This is a genomic window from Streptomyces sp. RG80 (genome assembly GCF_040446465.1).
Classification (GTDB): Bacteria; Actinomycetota; Actinomycetes; order Streptomycetales; family Streptomycetaceae; genus Streptomyces.
Window position 1 is genome coordinate 225,747 of sequence record NZ_JBEAAJ010000011.1, and the last position, 24,484, is coordinate 250,230.

Annotated in this window: 23 protein-coding genes; 9 read left to right on the forward strand and 14 right to left on the reverse strand. The window is 70.2% G+C overall.

Annotation, left to right across the window (positions count from 1 at the left end; genetic code table 11):
* Nucleotides 1-33: 33 nt before the first annotated feature.
* The 5 genes from ABKA17_RS35740 to ABKA17_RS35760 all read right to left on the reverse strand — a co-directional run bounded on the left by ABKA17_RS35740 (nucleotide 34) and on the right by ABKA17_RS35760 (nucleotide 6,553).
* Complete coding sequence (locus ABKA17_RS35740) at nucleotides 34-1,248, reverse strand: Gfo/Idh/MocA family protein (protein WP_353696504.1); 1,215 nt, start codon at nucleotides 1,246-1,248, stop codon at nucleotides 34-36.
* Between the two features lie 68 nt (nucleotides 1,249-1,316).
* Nucleotides 1,317-2,366, reverse strand: coding sequence for a substrate-binding domain-containing protein (locus ABKA17_RS35745; protein ID WP_353696505.1), 1,050 nt, complete (start codon nucleotides 2,364-2,366; stop codon nucleotides 1,317-1,319).
* Between the two features lie 128 nt (nucleotides 2,367-2,494).
* Complete coding sequence (locus ABKA17_RS35750) at nucleotides 2,495-3,523, reverse strand: ABC transporter permease (protein WP_353696506.1); 1,029 nt, start codon at nucleotides 3,521-3,523, stop codon at nucleotides 2,495-2,497.
* Complete coding sequence (locus tag ABKA17_RS35755) at nucleotides 3,520-5,043, reverse strand: sugar ABC transporter ATP-binding protein (protein WP_353696507.1); 1,524 nt, start codon at nucleotides 5,041-5,043, stop codon at nucleotides 3,520-3,522. The genes ABKA17_RS35750 and ABKA17_RS35755 overlap by 4 nt, the downstream gene beginning before the upstream one ends.
* 328 nt (nucleotides 5,044-5,371) lie before the next feature.
* Nucleotides 5,372-6,553 (reverse strand): ROK family transcriptional regulator, encoded by a 1,182-nt coding sequence (locus ABKA17_RS35760; RefSeq protein WP_353696508.1) that lies wholly within the window; start codon nucleotides 6,551-6,553, stop codon nucleotides 5,372-5,374.
* Between the two features lie 243 nt (nucleotides 6,554-6,796).
* Here ABKA17_RS35760 and ABKA17_RS35765 point away from each other — a divergent pair, with 243 nt between their 5' ends.
* Nucleotides 6,797-7,693 (forward strand): aminoglycoside phosphotransferase family protein, encoded by an 897-nt coding sequence (locus ABKA17_RS35765; protein ID WP_353696509.1) that lies wholly within the window; start codon nucleotides 6,797-6,799, stop codon nucleotides 7,691-7,693.
* A 159-nt stretch (nucleotides 7,694-7,852) separates the two neighbouring features.
* Nucleotides 7,853-8,311, forward strand: coding sequence for an SRPBCC family protein (locus tag ABKA17_RS35770; protein ID WP_353696510.1), 459 nt, complete (start codon nucleotides 7,853-7,855; stop codon nucleotides 8,309-8,311).
* A 69-nt stretch (nucleotides 8,312-8,380) separates the two neighbouring features.
* Here the strand turns inward: ABKA17_RS35770 and ABKA17_RS35775 are convergent, their stop codons facing one another.
* Entirely contained in the window at nucleotides 8,381-8,809 is a 429-nt protein-coding gene (locus tag ABKA17_RS35775; protein ID WP_353696641.1) for a hypothetical protein, read from the reverse strand.
* 238 nt (nucleotides 8,810-9,047) lie between these two features.
* On the opposite strand from ABKA17_RS35775, the gene ABKA17_RS35780 reads away from it, so the two are divergent.
* Nucleotides 9,048-10,289, forward strand: coding sequence for an MFS transporter (locus ABKA17_RS35780; protein WP_353696511.1), 1,242 nt, complete (start codon nucleotides 9,048-9,050; stop codon nucleotides 10,287-10,289).
* A 24-nt stretch (nucleotides 10,290-10,313) separates the two neighbouring features.
* Entirely contained in the window at nucleotides 10,314-11,357 is a 1,044-nt protein-coding gene (locus tag ABKA17_RS35785; RefSeq protein WP_353696512.1) for a zinc-dependent alcohol dehydrogenase family protein, read from the forward strand.
* Between the two features lie 10 nt (nucleotides 11,358-11,367).
* On the opposite strand, the gene ABKA17_RS35790 is transcribed toward ABKA17_RS35785, so the two are convergent.
* The 4 genes from ABKA17_RS35790 to ABKA17_RS35805 all read right to left on the reverse strand — a co-directional run bounded on the left by ABKA17_RS35790 (nucleotide 11,368) and on the right by ABKA17_RS35805 (nucleotide 15,463).
* Nucleotides 11,368-11,682 carry a VOC family protein gene (locus ABKA17_RS35790; RefSeq protein WP_353696513.1) on the reverse strand — a complete coding sequence of 105 codons (315 nt, stop codon included), beginning with the start codon at nucleotides 11,680-11,682 and terminating at the stop codon, nucleotides 11,368-11,370.
* A gap of 53 nt (nucleotides 11,683-11,735) precedes the next feature.
* The gene (locus ABKA17_RS35795) at nucleotides 11,736-12,683 is read right to left on the reverse strand and encodes a helix-turn-helix domain-containing protein (protein ID WP_353696514.1); all 948 of its coding nucleotides are present in this window, start codon (nucleotides 12,681-12,683) and stop codon (nucleotides 11,736-11,738) included.
* 328 nt (nucleotides 12,684-13,011) lie between these two features.
* A complete protein-coding gene (locus ABKA17_RS35800) occupies nucleotides 13,012-14,166 on the reverse strand; it encodes an ABC transporter substrate-binding protein (RefSeq protein WP_353696515.1) in 1,155 nt (384 codons plus the stop codon).
* A gap of 55 nt (nucleotides 14,167-14,221) precedes the next feature.
* The gene (locus ABKA17_RS35805; RefSeq protein ID WP_353696516.1) at nucleotides 14,222-15,463 is read right to left on the reverse strand and encodes a DUF418 domain-containing protein; all 1,242 of its coding nucleotides are present in this window, start codon (nucleotides 15,461-15,463) and stop codon (nucleotides 14,222-14,224) included.
* Between the two features lie 210 nt (nucleotides 15,464-15,673).
* Here ABKA17_RS35805 and ABKA17_RS35810 point away from each other — a divergent pair, with 210 nt between their 5' ends.
* Both ABKA17_RS35810 and ABKA17_RS35815 read left to right on the forward strand, forming a co-directional pair.
* On the forward strand, nucleotides 15,674-16,348 hold the full coding sequence (locus ABKA17_RS35810; protein ID WP_353696642.1) for a response regulator: 675 nt from the start codon (nucleotides 15,674-15,676) through the stop codon (nucleotides 16,346-16,348).
* Entirely contained in the window at nucleotides 16,345-17,472 is a 1,128-nt protein-coding gene (locus ABKA17_RS35815; protein ID WP_353696517.1) for a sensor histidine kinase, read from the forward strand. Before ABKA17_RS35810 ends, ABKA17_RS35815 begins: the two co-directional genes overlap by 4 nt.
* A gap of 122 nt (nucleotides 17,473-17,594) precedes the next feature.
* Here ABKA17_RS35815 and ABKA17_RS35820 read toward each other — a convergent pair whose 3' ends face one another.
* Nucleotides 17,595-18,110, reverse strand: coding sequence for a DUF4265 domain-containing protein (locus ABKA17_RS35820; RefSeq protein ID WP_353696518.1), 516 nt, complete (start codon nucleotides 18,108-18,110; stop codon nucleotides 17,595-17,597).
* A gap of 26 nt (nucleotides 18,111-18,136) precedes the next feature.
* On the opposite strand from ABKA17_RS35820, the gene ABKA17_RS35825 reads away from it, so the two are divergent.
* Together ABKA17_RS35825 and ABKA17_RS35830 are read left to right on the forward strand one after the other, a co-directional pair.
* Nucleotides 18,137-18,751 carry a hypothetical protein gene (locus tag ABKA17_RS35825; protein WP_353696519.1) on the forward strand — a complete coding sequence of 205 codons (615 nt, stop codon included), beginning with the start codon at nucleotides 18,137-18,139 and terminating at the stop codon, nucleotides 18,749-18,751.
* Nucleotides 18,752-18,853: 102 nt separating this feature from the next.
* Nucleotides 18,854-20,062, forward strand: coding sequence for a hypothetical protein (locus tag ABKA17_RS35830; protein WP_353696520.1), 1,209 nt, complete (start codon nucleotides 18,854-18,856; stop codon nucleotides 20,060-20,062).
* Between the two features lie 131 nt (nucleotides 20,063-20,193).
* Here ABKA17_RS35830 and ABKA17_RS35835 read toward each other — a convergent pair whose 3' ends face one another.
* Genes ABKA17_RS35835 through ABKA17_RS35845 form a run of 3 tightly spaced genes read right to left on the reverse strand, consistent with a single transcriptional unit; the run spans nucleotide 20,194 to nucleotide 22,398 of the window.
* Entirely contained in the window at nucleotides 20,194-21,273 is a 1,080-nt protein-coding gene (locus ABKA17_RS35835; RefSeq protein ID WP_353696521.1) for a hypothetical protein, read from the reverse strand.
* Between the two features lie 10 nt (nucleotides 21,274-21,283).
* Nucleotides 21,284-22,174, reverse strand: coding sequence for an XRE family transcriptional regulator (locus ABKA17_RS35840; protein WP_353696522.1), 891 nt, complete (start codon nucleotides 22,172-22,174; stop codon nucleotides 21,284-21,286).
* Nucleotides 22,171-22,398: a hypothetical protein gene (locus ABKA17_RS35845; RefSeq protein ID WP_353696523.1), complete on the reverse strand. Its 228-nt coding sequence runs from the start codon at nucleotides 22,396-22,398 to the stop codon at nucleotides 22,171-22,173. Before ABKA17_RS35845 ends, ABKA17_RS35840 begins: the two co-directional genes overlap by 4 nt.
* 605 nt (nucleotides 22,399-23,003) lie before the next feature.
* On the opposite strand from ABKA17_RS35845, the gene ABKA17_RS35850 reads away from it, so the two are divergent.
* Nucleotides 23,004-24,407, forward strand: a complete 1,404-nt coding sequence (locus tag ABKA17_RS35850; protein ID WP_502994481.1) for a phosphoinositide-specific phospholipase C-related protein — start codon at nucleotides 23,004-23,006, stop codon at nucleotides 24,405-24,407.
* The last annotated feature ends 77 nt before the right edge of the window (nucleotides 24,408-24,484 follow it).

Below are 24,484 nucleotides of genomic sequence, written 5' to 3' on the forward strand. Positions count from 1 at the left end.
GGGTTCCTGACGGCTCGGGGTTCTGCCGGCTCGCTACCGGACTTCGGCCTCGTCGGCCTGGACGGGGGTGTAGACGGAGTTCTTCTGTGCGCTCTCCTCCACCGCGGCGAGCACCCGCTGCACCTGGAGACCGTCGGCGAAGGACGGCATCGGGTCGGTGCCGGAGGCGATGGCCTCGACCAGGTCGCGGGCCTGGTGGGCGAAGGTGTGCTCGTAGCCCAGGCCGTGGCCCGGCGGCCACCAGGCCTCCAGATAGGGGTGCTCGGCCTCGGTGACGAGGATCCTGCGGAATCCCGCCGTGGCGGTGGGCTCCCGGTGGTCGTGGAAGGACAGTTCGTTGAGCCGCTCGAGGTCGAAGGCGAGCGAGCCGGACTCGCCGTTGATCTCAAGGCGTAGGGCGTTCTTGCGTCCCGTGGCCATCCGGCTCGCCTCGAACATGGCGAGCGCGCCCGACACGAGCCGACCGGTGAAGACGGCCGCGTCGTCGACCGTCACCGGACCGTGCTGGGCGCCGCCGGAAGCAGTCAGGCCGGAGGAGGCACCGTCGAGGCGGGGACGCTGCTTGACGAAGGTCTCCATCTGGGCGGAGACACCGACCAGCACCTCACCCGTCAGGTACTGCGCGAGGTCGACGATGTGTGCGCCGAGGTCGCCGAGCGCCCCCGACCCCGCGTGCTCCCGCTGCAACCGCCAGGTCAGCGGGAAGTCGGGGTCGACCAGCCAGTCCTGGAGGTAGCTGACCCGGACGTGGCGCAGCGTGCCGAGCCGGCCGTCGGCGATGAGCCTGCGGGCGAACGCGAGGGCGGGCACCCGCCGGTAGTTGAAGCCCACCATGGCCAACTGCCCGCGCGCGCGGGCCGCTTCGGCGGCCGCGGTCATGGCCTCCGCCTCGGCGACCGAGTTGGCCAGCGGCTTCTCGCACAGCACGTGCTTGCCCGCCTCCAGCGCGGCGATCGCGATCTCCGCATGGCTGTCGCCCGGTGTGCAGATGTCGACGAGCTGTACGTCGTCGCGGACTATGAGGGCGCGCCAGTCGGTCTCCGTCGCGGCCCAGCCGTGCTTGTCGGCCGCCGCCCGCACGGCGTGCGCGTCGCGGCCGGCGATCGCGGCCATGACCGGCCGCAGCGGCAGGTCGAACACGTGCCCAGCGGTGCGCCACCCCTGTGAGTGCGCGGCGCCCATGAACGCGTAGCCGACCATGCCCACGCCGAGTACCGGCGGTGCGGTCCGACTGTCCCTCTGTTCCATACGGATTCCTCCTGATCGGAGTGTCGGTGACTCATCGCTGTGTGGGCGGGGCGCGCGGCCCGGCCCGGTCAGATGAAGCCGGTCGGCAGGTACTGGTCGACGTTGTCCTTGGTGACCACGGCCGAGTAGAGGGTCAGTGAGGACGGGATCTCGAACTCGGCGAGGCCGCCGACGCCCTTGCCCTGGCCGAGGGCCCGGGCGAGATCGATGGCGGAGGCGGCCATCGTCGGTGGGTACAGGACGGTCGCCTTGAGCACGCTGTCGCCGGACTTGATGGCGTCCATCGCGGACTTGGCGCCCGCGCCGCCGACCATCAGGAAGTCGTCGCGGCCGGCCTGCTCGATGGCGCGCAGCGCGCCCACGCCCTGGTCGTCGTCGTGGTTCCACAGCGCGTCGAACTTCGACTGTGCCTGGAGCAGTTGGGCCATCTTGGCCTGCCCGGACTCCACCGTGAAGTCGGCCGCTTGGCGGGCCACCTTCTTGATGTTCGGGTAGTTCTTCAGCGCGTCGTCGAAGCCCTTGGTGCGCTGCTGGGTCAGTTCGAGATTGTCGAGCCCCGCGAGTTCGACGACCTTGGCGTTCTTGGTGTCCTTGAGCTGTTCGCCGATGTAGTGGCCCGCGTTCAGGCCCATGCCGTAGTTGTCGCCGCCGATCCAGCAGCGGTACGCCTGCGGGGAGGCGAAGACACGGTCCAGGTTGACCACGGGTATGCCCGCCCTCATGGCCTGGAGGCCGACCTGGGTGAGGGCCTTGCCGTCGGCCGGCAGGATCACCAGGACGTCGACCTTCTTGTTGATCAGGGTCTGGATCTGGCCGATCTGCTGGGCGGTGTCGTTGGACCCCTCGGTGATCTCCAGCGTGACGTCGGAGTACTTCTTCGCACGGGACTTGGCGTTGTCGTTGATGGCGTTGAGCCAGCCGTGGTCGGCCTGCGGTCCGGCGAAGCCGATGGTGACGGCCTTGCCCGGCTTGTCGTCCGCGACCGGGGCGGCGTTGTCCGCGGCCTTCTCCTGGTTCTTGGGCTCATTGCTGGTGCAGGCCGTCAGCAGCGCGCCGGCGGAAACGGCTGCGGTGCCGAACAGGAGTGCTCTGCGGCTGGTGGCGGGGGTTCTTGCCATGGCGGATCGACCCTTCGACTGGGCGGTGTGCGTCGGTTGGGGAGGTGGGGGCCGGACGGCGGTGTCAGGGGCCGCCGTCCGGCGGTGTGCGGTACGGCGTCCGGCGGCGTGCGGCGCGCTGTGCCGCGTCAGGTGTCGCCGTGCATCGAGCGGCGCTGGACCAGGACGGCGGCGACGATGATGGCGCCCTTCGCGATCTGCTGGACAGCCGTCTCGAGGTTGTTCAGGGCGAAGATGTTGGTGATCGTGGTGAAGACCAGGACACCGAGGACGGAGCCGATGATGGTGCCGCGGCCGCCGCTGAGCAGGGTGCCGCCGATGATGGCCGCGGCGATCGCGTCGAGCTCGTAGAGGTTGCCGTTGGTGTTCTGGCCGGAGCCGGCGAGCACGATCAGCATGAACGCGGCGATACCGCAGCACAGTCCGGACAGCAGGTACAGGTACAGGCGCTGGCGGCGTACGTCGATGCCTGCGAGGCGCGCCGCCTCCGCGTTGCCGCCGACGGCGACGGTGCGGCGGCCGAAGGTGGTGCGGTTGAGGACCAGCCAGCCGATGACGGTGACGGCGGCGAAGATCAGGACCAGGGGCGGAATGCCGAGGATGTAGGCGTCCCGGGCGCCGAGATCGAGCACGGAGTCGACGGTCACGATCTGGGTGCTGCCGTCCGTGATCTGCAACGCCAGGCCTCGGGCGGAGGCGAGCATGGCCAGCGTCGCGATGAACGGCACCATCCTGCCGTAGGCGATCAGCAGCCCGTTCACGAGGCCGCAGCCCACACCGACGATCACGGCGGTGAACAGGATCCCGGCGAAGCCGAACTCCTGGGTCGCCACGGTCGTCGCCCACACCGAGGCGAGCGCCACCATCGCGCCGACCGACAGGTCGATGCCGCCGCTGGTGATGACGAAGGTCATGCCGACGGTGACGACGCCGATCACGGACGCCTGGGTGAGGACGAGTTGGAGATTGCTCGTCGCCAGGAACTCGTCCGGTGCGGTGATCCCGCCGACCGCGACGAGGGCGGCGAGGACTCCGAGCAGGGACAGCGTCCGCACGTCCCACCGCAGAACGGGGCGGCGTGAACTGTCCTGATCCCCCGCGGACTTGGCGGCGGACGTGGGCGCTTCCTTCTGGGGCGCGGTGGCCGGCTGCGTCATGGTGTCGGGCTCCCTTCCATCACAAGATCGAGTACGCGGTGCTCGTCGAGCTCCCGGGCGTCCGCCGTGTGCACGACGCTGCCTTCACGGAGCACGAGCACCCGGTCGGCGAGCCCCAGGACCTCGGGCACCTCACTGGACACGAGCAGTACGGCCAGGCCCTCGTCGGCCAGCCGGCGAATCACGGCGTAGAGCTCCGCCCGGGCGCCGATGTCGACGCCCCTGGTCGGCTCGTCCAGCAGCAGCACCTTGCAGCCCCGCAGCAGCCAGCGGGCGAGGACCGCCTTCTGCTGGTTGCCGCCGGACAGGGTCCGGATCGCGGCGTCGGGGTTGTCCGGGCGCAGGGACAGTTCCCGCACCGCCTGGTGCGTCGCGGTCCGCTCGGTACGCCGGTCGATCCAGCCCGCGCGGGCGAACCTGGACAGGGTGGAGACCGAGACGTTGCTGCTGACGGACTCCAGCATCAGCAGGCCCTGCGCCTTGCGTTCCTCGGGCGCCAGACCGATGCCGGCGCGGACGGCGGCACGGACGCTTCCCGGACGCAGGGGTGTGCCCTCGACGAGGACCCGGCCGCCGTCCGGCCTGCGAGCCCCGTAGATCGTCTCCAGGATCTCGCTGCGCCCGGACCCGACCAGCCCGGCCAGACCGACGATCTCGCCGGGCCGCAGCTCCAGATCGACGGGCGCGAACTCCCCTCGCCGGGTGAGCCCTTCGACCTTCAGCACCGGTTCCTTCCCCGTGGCGAACCCTGCCTCGGGGCGCTCGGGGAAGACGTACTCCACGTTCCGCCCGGTCATCAGGGACACGACCTCATGGGTCGGCGTCGACTCGGCGGGCAGACCACCCGCGACCGAGCGGCCCTCCTTCAGGACCGTGACCCGGTCACCGATGCGCCGGATCTCCTCGAGGCGGTGGGAGATGTAGATGACGGCGACCCCGTCATCCGTCAGGTCACCCACGATCCGGAAGAGGTTGTCCACCTCTTCGGGGTCGAGCGCCGCGGACGGCTCGTCCATCACGATCAACCGGACCTCGTGGGACAGCGCGCGGGCCATGGAGACGATCTGCTGCTGTGCCGCGGACAGGTCACCGACGAGTCGCGTCGGGTCGATCTCCGCGTGCCCCAGTCGTTCCAGCAACTCGGCGGTCGCCGTACGGGCGGCGGAGCCGCGCACGACGAAACCGGCGGTGGTCGGCTCGTGCCCGAGGAAGACGTTCTCCGCGACGGACAGCCCCTCGATCAGGTCGAGTTCCTGGTAGATGGTGGCGATGCCGAGGCGCATGGCGACGATCGGCGACCCCAGGGTCACGGTCTCGCCCTGCCAGGTGATCTCACCGCTGTCGGGCTGGTGAGCTCCGGCGAGCACTTTGATCAGAGTGGACTTTCCGGCTCCGTTCTGCCCGAGGAGGCAATGGACTTCCCCGGCCTGGACCTCGAGATCCACACCGTCCAAGGCGCGGACGCCCGGGAACGACTTGGTGATACCGGACATGGTGAGCAGGGGTGATGGTGGTGCCATGAGAAATCCCCTCGGCGGGTGCGGGCCGTGAGCGAGCGGAGCTGGGCAGGGCAGGCCTACGGGCCTGGGAACCAGGTAGGGGTGGGAGCCGGCCGTCGGCGCTTCATGCGGTGCGTACGGCCGGGCGATGGTGTTGCGGTGGTTCTACGGGAGTCGCGGTGGTTCTACGGGAGTCGCGACGGCGCCACTCGGTTGCCAAGGCGCCATGGGGTTGCCGAGGCACACTCGTTGCGCGGTGACGCCGGTGCGGTCGCAGTGACGTTGCAGTGGTGCCACGGGGGTGTAGTGGCACCCGGGGTGGTCCGTTGCCGACGGGGTCGGGCAGCGGTCAGGCGGGCGAGAAGACGTGGTCGCTGATGAGCCGTGCCGCGCCGATCGCTCCGGCCGCCGGCCCCAACTCCCCCAGCACGATCGGCAGGTTGCCCGTGGCGAGCGGCAACGACTGCCGGTACACCTGGGTCCGGACGCTGGCCAGCAACGTGTGTCCGAGTCCGGTCACACCGCCGCCGATCACCACCAGTCCCGGGTTGAAGAAACTGACAAGCCCGGCGATGACCTGGCCCAGACGCCTCCCGCCCTCCCGAATCAGCTCCAGAGCCACCGCATCCCCTGCCGCAGCGGCAGCGGACACGTCCTCGGCGGTGAGGCGCCCGGCCGTCTCCAGCCGGGCAGCGAGGTGTGCGGACCGGCCCTCCCGCGCGGCCTGCTCCGCGTCGCCGGCCAACGCGGCGCCGCTGAAGTGGGCTTCCAGGCAACCCTGGTTGCCGCAGGCGCAGGGCCGGCCGTCGGGCACGGCTTGAATATGTCCGATGTCGCCGGCACTGCCCGTCGTACCACGGTAGACCTCACCGCCGACGACGATGCCGCACCCGATACCGGTGCCGATCTTGACGCAGAGGAAGTCACCCACGGAACGTGCGACGCCCGCGTGCTGCTCCCCCATCGCCATCAGGTTCACGTCGTTGTCGACCATGACCGGGCAGCCCAGTTCCTGACTGAGCGCCTCGCGCACCGGGAACCCGTCCCAGCCCGGCATGATCGGCGGCGCGACCGGCACGCCCTCGGGGAAACGGACCGGTCCCGGGACGCCGATACCGGCGCCGTCGAAACCCTCCGCGACACCGGAGGCCTTGAGCTTGGCAGCCATCGACAGGACCTGCTCGAAGACGGCCACCGGGCCCTCGCGGACATCCATCGGTTGATTCAGATGCCCCAGAACCTCCAACTCCGCATTCGTCACGACGACGTCGATGGACGTGGCGCCGATGTCGACACCGAGGAAACACAGCGTCGGCGCGAGCCGGATGTTGTGCGAGCGCCGACCGCCGCGGGACGGTGCCAGCCCGTCCGCGACGACCAGCCCCGTCTCGAGCAGCCGGTCCACTTCGACCGCCAGCTTCGAGCGGGACAGGTCCACCAGATCACCCAGCTGGGCACGAGAGTTGGACCCGTTGTCACGCAGCAGACGAAGCAGCCGCGCCTGATGCGCGTTCTCAGGTCGAGCGGTCATCCGTCGCACGATCCCTCCTCTCCCCTCACCCACGACCGGGGATCCAGACACCTGTCTCCACCGACTTCACCGTCAGGTTGTTGAAGAGGAACGTAACAACCATTTTCCAGACTGGGAAGTACTTACGCATGAGTAGGGCGCTTCTTTTTCCACACACAGGACAAAGTCTGGATGACGGGCCTTCGAGAGGTGTTCGGACACTCGCCCCCCGTCGACCGGCCCTCCTCAGTACTGTGACTTCGCATGACCGACACCGAGATCGAGATCACCGCAGACCTGGTCCGCGACCTCCTGCGGGAGCAACATCCAGACCTTGCGGGGCTGGCCGTCCGTGAGGTGCCGGGCGGTTGGGGGAACCAAATGTGGCGTCTCGGGGACGAGTTGGCCGTACGGATGCAGCGTATGGACCCCACCCCGGAGCTCCAGCTCAAGGAGCGGCGGTGGCTCCCTGTGCTGGCCCCGCGCCTGCCGCTCCCGGTGCCGACCCCGGTGCGGTTCGGCGAACCGTCGGAGCGCTTCCCGAAGCACTGGACCGTGATGACGTGGGTTCCCGGTGAGCCGCTGGACCACGGCTCGATCAGCCGCGGCACCCACGCGGCCGACACGCTGGCGAGTTTCCTCCGGGCGCTCCATGTTGAGGCGCCCGCCGATGCTCCGATCGCAACGGACCGAGGTGCGCACCCCAAGAACTACACGGACGGCTTCGAGTACTTCCTCGGGGCCGTCTCCCCGGACGACATCGCCGCCGACGTCCGGGCCGTCTGGGACGACGCCGTTTCGGCCCGGGCATGGGAGGGCCCGCCGGTGTGGGTACACGGCGACCTCCACCCCGCGAACGTCGTCGTCTCCGACGGAACACTCTCGGGCATCGTCGACTTCGGCGACATGTTCGCCGGCGACCCGGCATGGGACCTTGCCGCCGCATGGGTACTGCTGCCCGCGGGAACGGCCTCACGGTTCTTCGACACCTACGCCCACGCAGACGAGGAGGCGATCCGGCGCGCCCGCGGGCTGGCCGCGATGAAGTGCCTCTTCCTGATGCTCATGGGCCAGAACGGAGACCGAGGCCTTCCCGGAGGCAAGCCGCACTGGGGGCCCGTGGGACGGGCGGCACTTGAGCGCGTCCTGAAGGGGGTTTGATCCCCACTCCTCCACTTGACCTCGCTTGACTCCACTGGACGTCCATGGCCCGGCGTCGAAGTTCGTCTCGCACGCGGCCCGAGGGTCCCATAGGGTCGCGGTGCCTCCGTCGGTACGGAGGCAGCGCGGTCCTCACGGCTCGACCGGTCAGGAGTCCCCATGTCAGGTCAGTTCGAAGCGGTGGTTGAGATCGACCGGTCCATCGAGGAGGTGTTCGCCTACCTCGCCGACGGACGCAACGATCCCGAGTTCAGCCCCCGGGTACTCAAGATCGAACGGGTCCCCGACACCCCCACCACTGTGGGGACGGTCTTCAGGAGCACGGTCAAGGACGCCGGAATGAAGACCGCCAGGGAGTTCCGCATCACCGAACTCCAGGCCCCGGTACGGATCCGCTGGTCCGAGGTGTCGAAGAACAGCGTGGCCGTCCGCGAAGGCGGCTACGACCTGGAGGAGTTGCCCGACGGCAGGACCCGGGTACGCATCTTCAACGTCCTGGAGGGCCACGGGCTCGGCAAACTCCTCGTCGGCCTGGCTCTCGTAGCCGCCAGGAAGGACGCGGACGCGTTCGGTATCCGGATCAAGGCAGCGGCCGAGGCCGCCATCGCGCCACGCTGACACCGGGCCCCGACGCGTCACCTCCACGGGCGAGGCGGCCCCGCCAAGTGACGGGGCGCGCCTTGCGCCTCAGATCCGTCCGCCGGTGAGACGCGTGATCGGACCGTGTGTACGGCGACCCGCGCGGCGACCCGCGAGATATGACGTGGCACCCAGCACCGACAAGCCCGCACCGACACCGGCTGCGAGGATCCTGCGATGGGCGATCAACGTCCATGTCGTCTTGGCGAAGGCCGCGGCCTGTCCCGAGGCGTCGATGACGGCCTGACGGCCGGCTTGGACACGCTCCGCCGCACTGGTCACGACTGCCGCGCCCGTTCCGGCCGTACGCTCGGTCACGTCCACGGCCGCTGAGGCCACGTCACCGGACTTCTCGGCCGCCTTGTCTGCCGCCTTCGAGGCTGGAGCCGTTGCCTTCGCCGTGGTCTGGCGGGCCTTGGCGGAAGCGCTCTGCTTGGCTTGGGAATCTTGATTCGTGCCGCTGTTCGATTGACTCATGTACTGCGCGTTGCCGCTCGCGCCAAAGGCAAACGCACGCCCGGAGACGGACAGGGCCACGACCTGTCCACCCGACGATCGTCATGGCGGGTAGTGCCGCGTCATGCTCTGGCTGCACAGCCCGCTCGCGCATAGGGAGGTTGAGCTTGTACCCCCTATAAACGCGACCTTCCTCGGGCACGGGGCGGCCGGTTTCCTGGGAGACGTACCCCGATCACGACTCCCACGGAGATGAACCTTGAGTACGCGAGGAGCAACCCTCCACGCCTCCGCCGAGACCGTACGGGCTGACATCCCCCAGCCTCCGTCCGGCCGGTTGCCGCTCGTCGTCCATGTGCTCGCGCTGGGCACGTTCCTGATGGGCACGACCGAGTTCGTCGTGGCCGGACTGCTGCCCGAGATCGCGGGCGACCTGCGGGTCAGCGTCGCCCGGACCGGCTTGATGATCACCGTCTTCGCGGTCGGGATGATCGTCGGCGCGCCGCTGATGGCGCTGCTCACCCTGCGGTTGCCCAAGCGGCTGACGCTGATGCTCGCCCTGGGCGTCTTCGCCACCGGGCACGTCATCGTCGCGCTCAGCTCGAACTTCACCGTGGTCCTGGCGGCACGTTTCCTCACCGCAATCGCCACCGGAGCGTTCTGGGCCGTGGCCAACGTGGCCGCCACCCGCTCCGCGGGCCCGGCCGCGAGTGCCCGCGCTCTCGGACTCGTCGGCGCCGGCGCCATGCTCGCCAACGTCGTCGGCGTGCCGCTGGGCGCGCTCGCCGGGCAGTCCATGGGCTGGCGCGGCCCCTTCTGGGCACTCGCGGTTCTCTCCGTGGCGTCCATCATCCTGATCGCCCGCACTGTCCCCCACGACGACGGCGACCGGCAGGCGGTGTCGATCCGGTCCGAGCTGACCGCTCTGCACTCCGGCCGCCTGTGGCTGGTGCTGGTGGCCTGCGCCACCACGACCGGCGGTGTCCTGGCGGCGTACTCCTACATCTCGCCCCTGCTGACCGACCGCTCAGGGATCGCGTCCGGCACCGTCCCGCTGGTCCTGGCCGGCTTCGGCCTCGGCGCCCTGGTCGGCTCGCTCGTCGGAGGCCGTCTGGGCGACCGGCGCCCGCACATGGTGACCGTCATGGCCGCCGCGGGAGCCACCCTCCTGCTCCTCGCGATCGCCCTGCTGGCCGACCACGCCGTGCCGACCGTCGTCCTGGTCGCCATGCTGGGCTTCTTCGGCCTCGGCGCGAACCCCGTGCTGATGGCCCTGGCCGTCCGCTTCGCACGCCATGCACCCGTACTGGCCTCCGCCCTGACCGTCTCGGCATTCAACCTCGGCACCGCCATCGGCTCCTGGATCGCCGGCCTCACCCTCGACTCACCCCTGGGTACGACCGGCCCCGCCGTGATCGGCACCACCATCGCCGCCCTCACCCTGATCCCCACCACCGCCATCGCGCTCACGCGACACCGCCGAGCCGCAACACCCCTCTAGACATCCGGAAATGGAGCATCTCTGATGCGCGCAACACTCCTCTACGGCGCCGGCGACGTCCGCGTCGAGAACGTCCCCGACTCCGTCATCAAGCACCCCACCGACGCGTTGGTCCGTATCACCGCGTCCTGTGTCTGCGGCAGCGACCTGTGGCCGTACGGCTCGCACAAGCCGGAAGACGGGCCCGCGAGGATGGGCCACGAGTTCATCGGCGTCGTCGAGGACACCGGCTCGGATGTCACCACCGTCAAGCGCGGCGACCTGGTCGTCGCCCCCTTCGCCATCTCCGACAACACCTGCGAGTTCTGCCGCGAGGGCCTGCACACCTCCTGCGCCCACGCCCAGGCCAACTTCTGGGACGGCGAAGCAGAGGCGGGCGGCCAGGCCGAAGCGGTCCGCGTCCCGCTCGCCGACGGCACCCTCGTCAAGCTCCCCGTCGCCCCGGACTCCGCCCTCGTCCCGTCCCTACTGACGCTCTCGGACGTCCTCGGCACCGGCCACCACGCCGCCGTGGCAGGCGGCGTCGACCAGCGCACCCGCGTCACCGTGATCGGTGACGGCGCGGTCGGCCTGCTGGCCGTCCTCGCGGCCAAGCGCCTGGGCGCGGAGCAGATCATCCTCATGGGCCGCCACCAGGCACGCACCGACCTCGGTCGTGAGTTCGGCGCCACCGATGTCATCTCCGCACGTGGCGACGAAGGCATCGCCCAGGTGCGGGAGCTGACCGGCGGGCACGGCACGCACGTGGTCCTGGAGGCCGTCGGCAACATGCCCGCCTACGAGCAGGCCGTCGGCATCGTCCGTCCGGGCGGAGTCATCAGCCGCGTCGGCGTGCCCCAGTACGAGGACGCCCCGATCGGCTTCGGCAGCCTGTTCCGCCACAACATCCGGCTCGCCGGCGGGCCGGCTCCGGTGCGCGCCTACATCGAGGAGTTGATGCCCGACATCCTCGACGGCAGCATCGAGCCCGGCAGGGTCTTCGACGTCACCACCGGCCTCGACGGGGTGCCCGCCGGCTACCAAAACATGGCCGACCGCAAGAGCCTCAAGGTGCTCATCAAGCCCTGACCCGGGACGTTCAGGCGGCGTGGACCTCCACGGTGCGGCCATCCGGGTCGGTCAGCAGGTGGCGTCCTTCAGGGAGCGGTGGGGTGGCCGTCGCGCCATCGATCGCCAGGCCCAGACGGAGCGCATCGGTCTGCCGGTCCGGACGGGCCGGATAGAGCTCGAGGACCGCCCCGTCACCCAGGACGGCGGCATAGTGCTCGGGCCCCTGACCGTGCCGCTCCGCCGTGAGACGCAGGCCGAGGTTCTCGTAGAAGCGCCGGCATTCCTCGAGCCGGGGCGAATACAGCACCAGCAACGTCACCCGGGCCGTGTTCGAGTCGGTCATGAGCTCCAGGTCCTCCTATGGGCGACGTCCGACGGACGTGCGGTGGGCGGGGGTCACCGGGACGGGCGACGGATGTCGGGACCCTGGTCGTCATGTCGGGGACGGGCGGCGGACGTGCTCCGCTGCCCGGCCGGGGTGGCCGCCAAACTGGCGAGGAGCTTGAGCCGGTCTTCGTCAGGGCTTCCCGGCTCGGCGGTGTAGATGGTCAGGGCGTGCGCCTCACGGGCGGAGAGCGGCAGGTCCAGCGGCTGATACGTCAGTTCCAGGGAACCGACGTCGGGGTGGTGCAGACGTTTGACGCCGCCGTGATGGATGCGCACGTCGTGGGCGGCCCACCGGGTGCGGAAGTCGGCGCTGAGGGTGGACAGTTCGCCGACGAGCTCGCGCAGCTCCTTGTCGTCGGGGTATCGGCCGGCCTCGGCACGCAGGAGTGCGGCGGTGATGTCGACGGCACCGTCCCAGTCGTCCGCGAAGTCGTGCGAGCCCTCGTCGAGGAACCAGAACCGGGCGAAGTTGGGCCGCCCCCGACGATCCGTGGTGTGACTGTCGAACAGGGGTGAGAACAGGGCGCGGGCCAGGGCGTTGGCGGCCACGATGTCCAGGCGGCCGTTGGTGACGTAGGCCGCGGAAAGGTTCATGGAATCGAGCAGCCACTGGACACGGGGCGGGACGTCGAGGGCCTTGCGGCGGCGCCGGGTCGCGGGGCTGGGCTGCGCGGCCCTGGCGAGGTCGAACAGGTAGGTGCGTTCGTCGTCGTCCAGCCGCAGGGTGCGGGCCACCGCGTCGAGGACGTCCTCGGACACACCGCTGATGTGGCCCTTCTCGAGACGCGTGTACCACTCCGTGCTCACCCCGGCGAGCATCGCGACCTCCTCGCGGCGCAGCCCGGGTACCCTGCGCCGGCCGCTGGTGGGAAGGCCGACCTGCTCCGGAGTGATCTGGGCCCGGCGGCTGGCGAGAAAGTCACGGATGTCGGAGCGGTTGTCCGGTCGAGGGTCCATTTCTCCACGGTAACCGCGGGCTCCGGGCCCAGGGGGGTCGAGCTTGTACCCCCCTTAACCTCGACCTTTTCGTTTGAGGCCCGGCGGTCTTCTGGACGCGGCTTCCCCCCGGCCCCGCGCTTCTCTTCGCCGGCGCCGACGCTCACTCGCGCTTCTACTCCGAGGACGTCCGGAAGGCGGTGCCCGGGAACATCGAGCTCGTGATCGTCCCGGACGCGGACCACGTCGATCCGTACGACCAGAAGGAGCTCGTTCCGCTCGACAAGCTCGACGAGTTCTTCACCAGCAACCTGGCCTGATCGGGAGGCTTCCTGATCGCCCCTGCGGGTCACCGGCCGGGGTGCGTGCCCAGGTGGCCCGGGGTCGGTTCGCCCCTCACCTCGCCGATGTACACCGTCATCTGCCGGCGCAGGCGTTCCACGGCGGCCCGGTCGCGCATGAATCGGGGGAAGTCGTCGACGTTGGCGTTCTCGTACTGCCAGACCCTCTTCAGTCCGGCGGGCGGGGCGACATCGGTGCGTACGGACCATCCGTCGCTGGTCTGCTGCTCCTTGGACAGCTGCCAGTTGAGGAAGAGCTTGGCCGCGGCCGGGTGCCGGGCATCCTGGAGGATCGCCTCGCGCTGGCCCCAGGCCAGGAAGGGATCCTTGGTGTCGGGGAGCATGCCGACCGTCGTGGCGGCGGGGTCCTTGCCGGCGTCCGGGGTGACCCAACCGCCCAGCCCGATGGCCTTCTTGCCGTCGGCCATCCGGTTGCCGGCGGAGTCGGACCCGCGCAGGAACTCGGTGTTCTCGGCCATCGCGGTGAGCCAGTGCCAGCCGAACTTCCGCACGTAGCGGCTGTAGAGGTAGAGCGTGGCGTCGTCGTCGTTCGGGTAGGCGGAGGCGATCCTCCCCTTCCACTGGGGGTCCGCGAAGTCCCTGACGCTGCGCGGTCCGTCCTTGCCCACCAGGTCCCTGTTGTAGGCGGCTCCGAAGGCCAGGACGTTCGTGGCGACCCAGGCGCCGTCCTTGTCCTTGAAGCCGTCGTGGACCTTGCCGAAGCCGGCCGGCTTGTACGGCAGCAGGACGCCCTCCCGCTTCCAGCGCGGGAAGTCCTGCAGGGTCTGCAGCTGGACCACGTCGGGTACCGGCGTGGCCGTGGCGAGCTGGTTGTCGATGCGGGCGTCGTGGTACTTGCTGTAGTCGACGACCATCTGGACCTTGATGCCGGGGAAGCGCTTCTCGAACGCCTCCTTGGTGTCGTCCTGTTGGTCCTTCCAGTCGCCGCCGGCGTAGACGACGAGCCTGCCGCCCTCGGCCTTCGCCTCCGCGTACAGCTGGTCGAGCGTCTTGGTCTCCTCGTCGCCGGCCCGGGCGCCGGATTCGGCGGCCCCGAGGGTCAGCCCGACGGCGGCCAGGCTCGTCGCGAGGGTGGCGGCCACGAGGGTTCGGGAGAAGCTGAGCGGCCGCGGGTTCCTGGTCGGCAGCGGGTTGAACAGCATGGCGTGGATCTCCTGGTAGGTGCTGTGGGGCGGGGTCCGGGTGCGGGCGGTTCGGTCACCTGACCAGTTCGGCGGGCTTGGTGGCCTTGCCGAGCAGCCACTCCAGTGGCCCGCGCCTGAAGTAGCGGGACCAGAGCGTCGCGAACACGGTGACGGCGACGACGAAGCCGAGAAGGACGTACAGCGGGGAGCCGGGCAGTTCCTCGATGCCGAGGATCTGGATGCCGACGATGTGGAACACGTAGGCCGTCAGGGACATCGACCCGACCGCGATGACCGGACGGGCGAGGCGGTGGAAGCGCGGGAAGGTGTCGACCGCGGCGAGGCAGGCCGCCAGTACCGCGATCGCCACGCCGGTGTTGGCCAGGATCGAGAGGGTCGTCTCGCTGTGCGGCGAGGCCACCAGGAGGCCGACCGGGGTGCTGCCGTCGGGGTAGCCCCAGGTGTCCGACCACCAGGCCGACGCGGCCGACCCTCCCTCGCCCCAGGCGCCGGCGCTCAGCTTCGTCAGGGCGCCGGGGACCAGGTGCAGGGCGAGCCAGGAGCCGCCGTAACCGAGGACGGCGAGGGACACGCCGGTGATCGCGAGGCGGGTGCGGACGACGGTGGGGGTGAGGTCGAGGCGGGCCACCGCCATGCCGACGATGACGAAGGGTATCCAGGTCAGGGCCGGATAGCTGCCCGTGGCGAGGAGTGAGACGATGCCGTCGGCGTTCGCGGGCCAGGCCCAGACGCCGCCGGCGCCGTCCGCCGGGAGCGCGTGCTGGACGACGTACAGGATCTGGGGCAGGAGGAGGGCGCCGGCCGCGGCGATGACGGCCAGCGGGCCGGCGGCGAGCCGGTACAGCGGCAGGACGAGCAGGAAGTACAGGCCGTAGAAGGCGAGGATCACCTCGACCGGTGTGCCGGTCATGGTCAGCGCGGTGCCGAGGGCCAGCAGGACGAGGGCCCGGATCACCACCTTGGCCACCGCCTGTCGGCCCGCCCGGCCCGTCTTCGGGCTACGGCGGCCGGTGATCAGCATGATCGAGAAGCCGGCGAGGAAGGCGAAGAGCGCGGAGGCACGGCCGTGCGCCAGCTCCATCAGGTGCCCGGTGACGCCGCCCTGGGACGGATCGGGGCCGACGTGCGCCGCGTACATACCGAAGACCGCGAGGCCCCGGGCAAGGTCCACACCGATGAGGCGGCCGACCGGGCTCCGTTCTGTCGCGGGAGCCTTGAGGGGTTCCTTCTCCGTCACCCGGGGGTGGGTCGTGGTCGGCGCCTCGAGCGCCGTGGCGTGTACGTCCTGGGTCATGCGTCCAGGTTGGTGAGCGGGCTCGGCCCGCAGTATCCGGCGACTGTCCGGTCCTACACCCCCATACGGCGGGAGCACACCCCCCGGGTGGCTGGAGTGCCCGTGCGCGCCGTCTCACCGGGCGGTTGCCGCCGTACCGTCGAGACAGTGACAATCAACACCGACGTGCGGCCCGAGATCGACGCACAACGACAAGCCGGCGGAGCGCACGTGATCCGGGTAGTGGTGGTGGACGACGAGGCGCTGGTGCGCTCCGGCTTCAAGCTCATCCTGCGCGCGGCCGACGACGTCGAGGTCGTCGCGACCGCGGTCGGCGCCGAGGCGGTCGACACCGTACGGCGGGAAGCTCCCGACGTCGTGCTGCTGGACATCCGGATGCCGGACGTGGACGGGCTGACCGTCCTGCGGCAGCTGCGCGCCCTCCCGGAGCCGCCGGTGGTGGCCATGCTGACGACCTTCGACGCCGACGAGTACATCCTCACCGCCCTGCGTTCCGGCGCGGCCGGTTTCCTGCTCAAGGACACCGAGCCCGATCAGCTGGCCCAGATCGTGCGCACACTCGCGGCGGGCGGGGTGGTGATGTCGCCGAAGGCGTCCCGTGCCGTCTGGGAGAGTCACCCCGGCGCCACAGCCGTCGACGACGAGGAGGCCGCCCGCGTCGACCGGCTCACCGAACGTGAGCGCGAGGTGCTCGTGCTGATCGCGAAAGGACTGTCCAACGCCGAGATCGGCACGCTCGTCCATCTCAGCGCGGGCACCATCAAGGACCATGTGAGCGCGATCCTCACCAAGCTGCGGGTGGCCGGGCGGGTGCAGGCGGCGCTGCTCGCCCAGCGGGCCGGACTGCTCGACGGAGGCCAGCGGCCTTCGGGGGCCGGGCGATGACAACGCCCGCGGCCTGGTGGGCGCGGATCCCCGATCCGGTGCTCGACCTCGTGGTCGTCGCCATCGCCGTCGTGGACGTCCTGCTCTCCCTCGAGGACTCCGACCGTCTCTCACAGGTCATGGCCGCGCCGGCGTGCGCCGCCCTCCTGCTGCGCCGGCGCTTCCCCCTGCCGGTGTTCCTGCTCACCCTTCCCGCCAGCCTCATGCTGGACATCGTGTTCGCGCCGTTCGCGGCCCTGTTCACGCTGGCCGAGCGCTCTCGCGACCGCCGTCTGCTCGTCATCTGCGCCGTGCTGTTCGCCGTCGCCTCCGCCGCGCCGTGGCCGTTGAACGACCTCAGCGCGCACGAGCGCGCCTGGACGCTGGTCTACTTCTTCTACACGCTCGCCACCGCCGCCGCCCCGGTCCTGTTGGGTCAGCTCGTGCAGGCCCGTCGGGACCTGGCCCGCCGGCTCGTCGAGATCGAGGAGGCGCGCGAGCACGAACGGCTGCTGCACTCCCAGGCCGTCCTCGCCCACGAACGCGCCCAGCTCGCCCGTGAGATGCACGACGTCGTCTCCCACCAGGTCAGTCTGATCGCCGTACAGGCCGGCGCCCTCCAAGTCGCCGCCACCGACCCCGACTTCAAAGAAGGCGCCCGCACCATCCGCTCCCTCAGCGTCGACACCCTCGACGAACTGCGGCACATGGTGACCCTGCTGCGCGCCTCCGGCGGCCGGGCCAGCGAACTCACCCCGCAGCCCACCCTGGCCGACCTCCACAAGCTCGTCACCACCAGCGGCATCGACACCGAACTGACCGGCGAACTCCCGCCGGAGGTGGGCACCACCGCACAGCGCACCGTCTACCGCACGGTCCAGGAAGCCCTCACCAACGTCCGCAAACACGCGCCGGGCGCCCGGGCGACCGTACGGCTGTGGAGCACCGAGGACCGCTCCGCCTTCGGCGTGACCATCGCCAACACCCCACCCACCCGTCCCGCACTCCCCCTCCCCGGCTCACGACAGGGCCTCATCGGCCTCAGAGAACGCGCCGAACTCCTCGGCGGCACCTTCCAGTCCGGCCCCACCCCGGACGGCGGCTACGAAGTGACCTTGCGGATCCCGGCCCACCGCAACGCCTGACAACACCGACTCCGAGTCCGGGGCGGCAGGGCCCAAGTGGGCTACGACGGTGAGGGGGTTGCCTCCACTACGGGCACGGGCCCGGCGGCACCTCCCCCGGATGGCCGAGCCCCGCGAAGCGGTCAGCTCCGCCCGGTTGAGAACGGCACGGCGTGGGCCCACTCCCAGAAGGCCCCCGCCTCGTCGACTTCCCTCTGCAACAAGGCGAACAACGGGCTGATGTCGGCACCGGGAGGAACGTCGATGGCCACGAAGTGCTCCCCGTGCCATTCGCTGAGGAGTCCGGATTCCTTGATCGAGTTCTTGATGAGGTGGGCGCTGCGGCCAAGTCGCTCGGCGTCCGCGCTCGGTCTGAGCAGCGTACGCAGGACGCGGTGCCCGCCCGTCCGGACGACTTCGACGACCCGGGCTGCCGACGAGAGACGGACCCGGTCTCCGAGGGCGAGGCCGTAGGCCATGAACGGGATGCAGGCCAGCGCGTATGTGTCGTTCCCCTCGGGCCGGAGCCACAGTTGCTCGATCTGGCCGGGCAGACCGAAAGGGGCCAGATGCGCCTGGGCGATGTAGTTGCTCTCGCCCCGCCCGACCGGATCCGCGTGCACGATGTACTGCATCTGCGCCTCTTGCTCGTTGCCCATCCTGCGAAGATCGTGCCATGGCCCGTATGGAGCAGAGATTGGGCGACGGCATCGTGTGGCTGGCCGACGCCTGGCGTGGCAGCGCCCTCACCCTGTTCGTCACCTTCGCGCGGGGCATCGGCCCGCACGAGCTCGTTGTGCGACTCGGCGCCCAGCCGGAGGAAGTGCTCGACCCGATCACCCTCGGCGACGCCGAGCGGCTGACGTTCGACGACCGCGAGTCAGCTCGCGTGGCCCGCTTCGGTGAATGCGCGGGATGGTCGTACGCGGTGGAGCAGGGCTGGCACTCCAAGGCGTGGTGGGCGCACTCCGTCGTCTCCGCAGGCGGGGTCGAAGTCCTGCACCTGACGCCGAAGCCGGACGACCCGCCCAGGGAGTGCTGGTACTACCGCGACGGCGAGACGATCGGTCGCTTCGACATCGGCGACACCCCGGACGAGAACATGGCGTTCCTGCTCCCGGCGTTCGAGGACGCCGGACTCCTCGATGACGACGTGAGCGAGGAGTTCGACTCGTTGAGTGCGACCCTGAGCGCCTTGCAGGAGCATTTCGGGCTGTCACTGCCACGCCACGAAATCCTCCAGGGCCGACTGCCCGCAGCGGTGACAGCGACCGTGCCACCGGAGAACCTGGGTGACTGAGGGGGTGCAACCCTCCGAGTCCGGCGGGAGTCTAGCGTGCGAAGGATCCGTGCTCCTGGAGGGCACGGTCCGCCTACCCGCGTCCCAACAGAGGATCTCGCCATGTCGACACCCCCGCCGCACAACCGTCGCATCGGCCGTGCCGCTGCCGCCGTCCTCGGTGCCGCCGGCCTGATCGCGCTGGCCGCGGCTCCCGCTGCCTTCGGCGAGGAACCCGGTCCCGAACTGGTCGTCGGGGGCATCAAGCCGGTCGACGGGCTGAAGCCGGGAAGCGGCTTCGATGTGCCGGTCACCGTGGCGAACAAGGGCGTCGGCACCGCCGAGAAGGTGTGGGTCTCCTACTCCGTCACCCGGGGCCTCGACTTCGCGGAGATTCCCTCCAACTGCCTCGTGCAACACGTCCGGTCCTACGACGAGATGCCCGAGAGATGGACCGCGGCGTGCGCGTACGACCAGGCGGTGGAGCCGGGCGCCGTCTACACACCCGAGAAGCCCATCCGTGTCACGGCGCTGGACCGCGCGCTCAACGACCAACTACGTGTGCGCGTGGCGGACGTCGAGCCCGCGCCGGACGACAACGGCACCGAGCCGGTGGCGGGGACCGCACCCGCGGTGAAACTGATCGAGGCACAACCTGGGGGCGGGGGATCGGCGGGAGTCGTCGATGTGGCCGTCACCACCGTCAACACGGCCGACTACCAGGTGACGGGAGACGCGCTGAAGGGAAGCGTCGGTGACACGGTGACCATGAAGGTGACGTTCGCCAACGCCGGGCCGGCCTGGGTGTGGCCCCAGGAAGGCGACCAGGCCGTCAGGGTCCTGATCAAAACTCCGCCCGGAACGTCCGTCGTCAAACGCGGCCAGTTCTGCCGGGCCCAGGAGCAGGCGTACGTCTGCGGTATGCGGTCGCTCTACGAGGACAGCGGAGAGACCTACACCTTCCAGCTGAAGATCGACAAGCGGGTGCCGGACGCCAAGGGCTGGATAGCGCTGAGCACCGAAGCGCGACCGTTCGACCCCGACAAGGACAACGACAAGGCCGACATCACGCTGGACGTCACGGGCGGGGCCTCACCTTCACCCACGGGCGGGGCCTCACCTTCCCCCACAGCCGATGCGACCCCTGGATCGAACAACACGACCGGCGGGTCGTCCACGACCGGCGGCGAAGGGACGACGCCGAACGGCGGCCACCTCGCGGAGACCGGTTCCTCGACCCTGCCGATCGCCGGCGCGGCCGCCGCGGCAGTGGTCACGGGCGCGGGCACACTCCTCATCGTGCGCCGCCGCCGGGCACAAGGCCCGAACTGACAGCCATCCCGAGCCAGTAGTACTGCCCGGCCCGAACCCTGCTCCGCAACCCCCACGCCGCCTTGACCGGTGGCGCCTCATGCGGTGCAGGGGTTCCGGCCATCCCTTTGCCGGCCCGGTGACAGCGCCGCTCACAGCTGATGGAAGGGGATCGGTGCGCTGCCGGACGCCGATGCCGTTCTGAGCTGGCCGAAGCCGGAGGGGGCCGGGGAGAGGCGTTGGGCGAAGCGGCGCAGGCGGTAGGCCATGCCGTTGCCGCGGGTGTCCTGTTCGGTGGCGGTCCGCCAGCAGATGGCCGCGGCGTCCTCGAAGAAGGTGTGCGCCGTGGTCGGTTCGTGGTCGGCGGCGGTGACCTGGACCAGGAGGTGCTCGGGATCGCGAAGGGTGGCTTTGGTGGGGATGTGTTTGCGGTCCTCGTCGGAGGCCAGCCGATTGGGCAGGTCGTCGGTCGGTGAAGACGCGTTCGTCGTCGTGGCGTGCACGGGGGCGGGCCGGGCCTGATCGCGGGTGCCGGTGGTGGCCGCGACGACGATCTCGAGTTGTTCGGCGAAGAAGGTGCCGGGCAGGGGGATTTCGAGGTCGGGGTGGCGGGCGTAGCCGCCGGCGACGGCGGAGGCGACGAACTCGATGACGGCGCGCGCGGCCGGGGTGTGTCGTCGGGTCGGCATGGTGCGGGTGAGCTGGGCCAGGACGCGCAGGACGGTGGCCAGGCTGCTGTCGGCGCTCATGGATTGCAGGGCCGGGGCGTAGTCCTCGGCACCGGCGTCGATGTCGGCTTGGCCGGGTGTGTGGGCGCCGGTCTGGGCGTGCCAGAGGGCGGCGGCGTGGGTCTCGCCGTGGGCGAGGTGCTGGAGGTAGAGGCAGTAGGAGGCGGGGGCGTCCTCGGCGCCGGCGGCGTACTGCCACCAGAAGCGGGCGCCGATGTCGATGCCGGCCAGGTGCAGGGCGCAGCCCAGGATGCGGGCGGTGCCGGGCTGGGGTATCTGGTCGGTGAGGAAGTCGGCGAGCTCGTCGGGGGTGCAGTGGCTGACGACCGTTTCGCACAGGGCGTGCAGGCTGTGGGCGGCGCTGTTGTCGAATGTGTCGTCCGCCCGGTGCTGCCACAGCAACAGGTCGTCGTCGAGGGCCTCGTCGTGCGGGACGACGTCGGCGGGGACGTATGGCTCACGCAGCAGCAGCGAGTGGGCGAGGAGGTCGTCGATGGTGCTCATGACGGCGGGATCACTCCTGGGGTTCGGTGTCGGGGAAGAGCTGCCTCAGAGCCCAACGGGCGTGGTGGTCCAGGGTGTGGACCAGGGCCGGGGGCAGGCCGACAACGGCCGGGATGGCGTCGGGGTCGATTCCGCACAGGTAGCGCAGGACGGTGACGTCCATCTGGTCGTCGGGCAGTTGGGCGATCGCGTCGAAGAAGCGCGCCAGGGCGTCGATGCGGGCCAGGCGCTCGATCAGGTTCGGGGCCTGCGCCTGGTGGACGGTGGTGAAGGCCGCGGCGCGCAGGTCGTAGTGGCCGGCCGGTCGCTGGGCGGCCCGGGACAGGACGGTGGCGCGCAGCATCTGCCAGGCGTGGCGCGGCATGTCCGGGCTGGACGTGGCCTCGTCCCAGGTCAGCCACAACACGTCGAAGACCTCCCCGACCGCGTGCCGGGCGCGCGGCAGGGACTGCAAGAAGGCCTGGGCGTAGGCGCTGTAGGGCTCGGCCATGGCCTGGTAGAGCGCCACGTGGGCGACGGGCTGGGCGTCGGTGTCGGCCGGCTGGACGGCCTGGATGCGGTCGTCTATCCAGGACGGCTTCTTGTCCGCCTCGATGGCTGCCACCCGCCACAGCCTGCGTAACGGGCCGACGGGTATGTCCAGGGCGCGGACCACGCTGTAGGTGATCTCCCAGGTGGGGTAGAGGCCTTTGCCGCGCATCAGCTCCGACAGGCGGGTCTTGGAGAAGCCGGAACGGCCGACGAGTTCGTCCAGGGTCAGACCGCTGGCGGCGAAGCGGGTGCGGACCGGCTCCAGCCACGTCCGGTGCGCCATGCCGGCGGTCGCGCAGATCGGCTCCGGCGGGCGGCCCCGGCGATGGGGTGGCTCGGCCGGCCGCTCGGGTATCGGGGGTGTTTTCACTGGGGCGGCTCCTGACTTGTCGCCGGCGCCGCCGGCGGTACGGGAGCCGCCGTGGTGGCCCGGGTGTCCGGGCCGCCGAACGCGGCGACGATCTGCTGGATGAGGAGCCCCAGCGCGGGCAACAGCGCGACCATCGCCGCGAGTTGGCCCAGCACGGTCATCACCGTGCTCCATGTGAGGACCGCCGCCAGAACGATGACGGTCATCACCTGCTTGCTTGTCATGGCACCTTCCCTGGGAGGACATACCAGTGTCTGGAAAGGCCCCTCCGGGGCGGTGCTCACGCGCCCCGGAGGAGTTGCACGACAGCATGCTGGGTAAGACGGCCGCCACTCAACGTGATCATGGGATTGCGGAACAAAGCCGCCCAGTGAACACATCGCCACCAGACGATCGCACTGCGTCGATGACACCCCATCAGCCCCCCGCATACCAGGGCGCGTTACCGCAAGAACGCTTTTACCATCGCCAAATCATGGGGGAATGAACCCTTTTGATGGCGAAGCCGTACTTCCCCTTGCCACACCGGAAGGATGGCGCACCATGGAAAACGCGCGCCACCCCCGGCGTCGCACCTTCCGAGTCTGGAAGGCCGCGCGGTCCCCTCGTGCTCAAGAACCACCGGAGGGGAAGCGCCCCGCTTCCGTCCAGCCGTCCACGCGCTGGACGGAAGCGGGCCCCACGACACCCTGGGCCTCCACTCCCCCGGCTCGCCGAACGAGCCCGCACCCGCACCGCCGATCGGCTCCTGACGGCCAGTCACCGACTCGCCGCGCAGCAACAGTTCACGCATCAGGCCTGGCACCACACCCGCTCCGTCAGATATGTCATGTCTCTGCCACACCATCCGCAGTACCGGAGCGAAAGGAACCCCGTGCGCATGCACCCCCTGCGCGCCCTGTGCGGCACCGCCGCGCTCGCCCTCACCCTGCCCGTCCTGTCCCCCGGACAGGCCGCGGCGGCCGTCCCCACGGCCACGGTCTATCTCCAGAACTACGTCACTGGCCTCAACGCGGCCGACAGCGGCGGCACCGTCGCCGCGCACAATCCCAAGGGCAACGAGGACCACCAGCAGTGGACCCCGGTCGCCGTCAGCGGCGGTCACCAGCTCCGGAACGCCGACGAGTCCGGGACCTGCCTCGGCCGCAGCGGCACCTCCGCGGTCACCGCGTCGTGCGGCGCGGACGGCACCACCTGGACGATCACGGCGGCCGCCGGCAGCACATACACCGTCTCCGCGCCCGGCACCTCCCAGTACCTCACCACCTCCTCCTCGGACTCCGCCGCCGTACAGCTCGGTTCGTCGGGCGACCTGGCCCGCTGGTATCTGACGCCGGCCGCGCACGCCACCACGGCGGCGTCGGGGGACTCCCGCACCCTGGACCAGGTCACCTTCCTGACCTCGCACAACGCCTTCGCCAACGGCGCCGACGGCAACTTCGCCTCGTTCCCGGTCAGCCTGTTCCCCAACCAGAGCTACGGCGTCAGCCGGCAACTCAGCGATGGTGTACGCGGGTTCATGCTGGACGACTACGCCGTCTCGGGGCAGGCCGTGCTGTGCCACAACAGTTGCAGCGGCGTCAGCAACCCCGTGCCGCTCGCCACCGACCTCCAGCGCATGGTCGACTTCCTGAAGGCGAACCCGGGTCAGTTCGTCACCGTGTTCCTGGAGGACTACGCCTCCTCCGACGTGCTGAAGTCCTCGCTCGCCTCGGTCAGCGGACTGTCGGACGTGCTCTACCGGCCCGACCAGGAGGGCGTGGCCACCAAGGGCTGGCCCACCATGGCCGACCTGGCCGCTCGCGGCAGACAGCTGCTGATCTTCAGTGACCGCACCCGCGCGAGCGACACCGCGAACGGCTGGGCCACCCGGGACACCTTCGGGGTGATGTACCAGCGCGAATGGACCGTGGAGAACTACTGGTCCATGGGCGGCGGGATCGGCGACTCCGACTGGTCCTGCTACAGCCGCTGGGGCACCGGCAGACCGCTGACCACCGACTCGTCCGCCTTCCACCCCCTGTTCGTCATGAACCACTTCCGCGACTACACCCTCGCCTCCACCGCGACGACCGACAACGGCAAACTCCTCAACCGCGCCCAGAGCTTCTGCACGCCCGCCGCCCGCAAGAAGCCCACCTATGTGGCGGTGGACCGCTACGACCTGGGCTCCCCCACCCCGCTCAGCTCGGTCAACACCCTCAACACCTACATCCTCACGCCAGGCCAGTGACCGGCCCCCGCCCCGCCGAGCGCGGGGCGGGCCGCCGGCACCTTCCGGGTGCACACCGATTGACGGCTAGACGTGCC

What these genes read in the sequence shown, in the direction of transcription:
- ABKA17_RS35785 (WP_353696512.1), top strand. Translation starts at nt 10,314, where the DNA reads ATGCGCGCAACACTCCTCTACGGCGCCGGCGACGTCCGCGTCGAGAAC.
- ABKA17_RS35850 (WP_502994481.1), top strand. Translation starts at nt 23,004, where the DNA reads ATGTCTCTGCCACACCATCCGCAGTACCGGAGCGAAAGGAACCCCGTG.
- ABKA17_RS35835 (WP_353696521.1), bottom strand. Translation starts at nt 21,273, where the DNA reads ATGAGCACCATCGACGACCTCCTCGCCCACTCGCTGCTGCTGCGTGAG.
- ABKA17_RS35815 (WP_353696517.1), top strand. Translation starts at nt 16,345, where the DNA reads ATGACAACGCCCGCGGCCTGGTGGGCGCGGATCCCCGATCCGGTGCTC.
- ABKA17_RS35750 (WP_353696506.1), bottom strand. Translation starts at nt 3,523, where the DNA reads ATGACGCAGCCGGCCACCGCGCCCCAGAAGGAAGCGCCCACGTCCGCC.
- ABKA17_RS35790 (WP_353696513.1), bottom strand. Translation starts at nt 11,682, where the DNA reads ATGACCGACTCGAACACGGCCCGGGTGACGTTGCTGGTGCTGTATTCG.
- ABKA17_RS35805 (WP_353696516.1), bottom strand. Translation starts at nt 15,463, where the DNA reads ATGACCCAGGACGTACACGCCACGGCGCTCGAGGCGCCGACCACGACC.
- ABKA17_RS35795 (WP_353696514.1), bottom strand. Translation starts at nt 12,683, where the DNA reads ATGGACCCTCGACCGGACAACCGCTCCGACATCCGTGACTTTCTCGCC.
- ABKA17_RS35775 (WP_353696641.1), bottom strand. Translation starts at nt 8,809, where the DNA reads ATGAGTCAATCGAACAGCGGCACGAATCAAGATTCCCAAGCCAAGCAG.
- ABKA17_RS35800 (WP_353696515.1), bottom strand. Translation starts at nt 14,166, where the DNA reads ATGCTGTTCAACCCGCTGCCGACCAGGAACCCGCGGCCGCTCAGCTTC.
- ABKA17_RS35830 (WP_353696520.1), top strand. Translation starts at nt 18,854, where the DNA reads ATGTCGACACCCCCGCCGCACAACCGTCGCATCGGCCGTGCCGCTGCC.
- ABKA17_RS35820 (WP_353696518.1), bottom strand. Translation starts at nt 18,110, where the DNA reads ATGGGCAACGAGCAAGAGGCGCAGATGCAGTACATCGTGCACGCGGAT.
- ABKA17_RS35770 (WP_353696510.1), top strand. Translation starts at nt 7,853, where the DNA reads ATGTCAGGTCAGTTCGAAGCGGTGGTTGAGATCGACCGGTCCATCGAG.
- ABKA17_RS35740 (WP_353696504.1), bottom strand. Translation starts at nt 1,248, where the DNA reads ATGGAACAGAGGGACAGTCGGACCGCACCGCCGGTACTCGGCGTGGGC.
- ABKA17_RS35745 (WP_353696505.1), bottom strand. Translation starts at nt 2,366, where the DNA reads ATGGCAAGAACCCCCGCCACCAGCCGCAGAGCACTCCTGTTCGGCACC.
- ABKA17_RS35755 (WP_353696507.1), bottom strand. Translation starts at nt 5,043, where the DNA reads ATGGCACCACCATCACCCCTGCTCACCATGTCCGGTATCACCAAGTCG.
- ABKA17_RS35765 (WP_353696509.1), top strand. Translation starts at nt 6,797, where the DNA reads ATGACCGACACCGAGATCGAGATCACCGCAGACCTGGTCCGCGACCTC.
- ABKA17_RS35825 (WP_353696519.1), top strand. Translation starts at nt 18,137, where the DNA reads ATGGAGCAGAGATTGGGCGACGGCATCGTGTGGCTGGCCGACGCCTGG.
- ABKA17_RS35845 (WP_353696523.1), bottom strand. Translation starts at nt 22,398, where the DNA reads ATGACAAGCAAGCAGGTGATGACCGTCATCGTTCTGGCGGCGGTCCTC.
- ABKA17_RS35760 (WP_353696508.1), bottom strand. Translation starts at nt 6,553, where the DNA reads ATGACCGCTCGACCTGAGAACGCGCATCAGGCGCGGCTGCTTCGTCTG.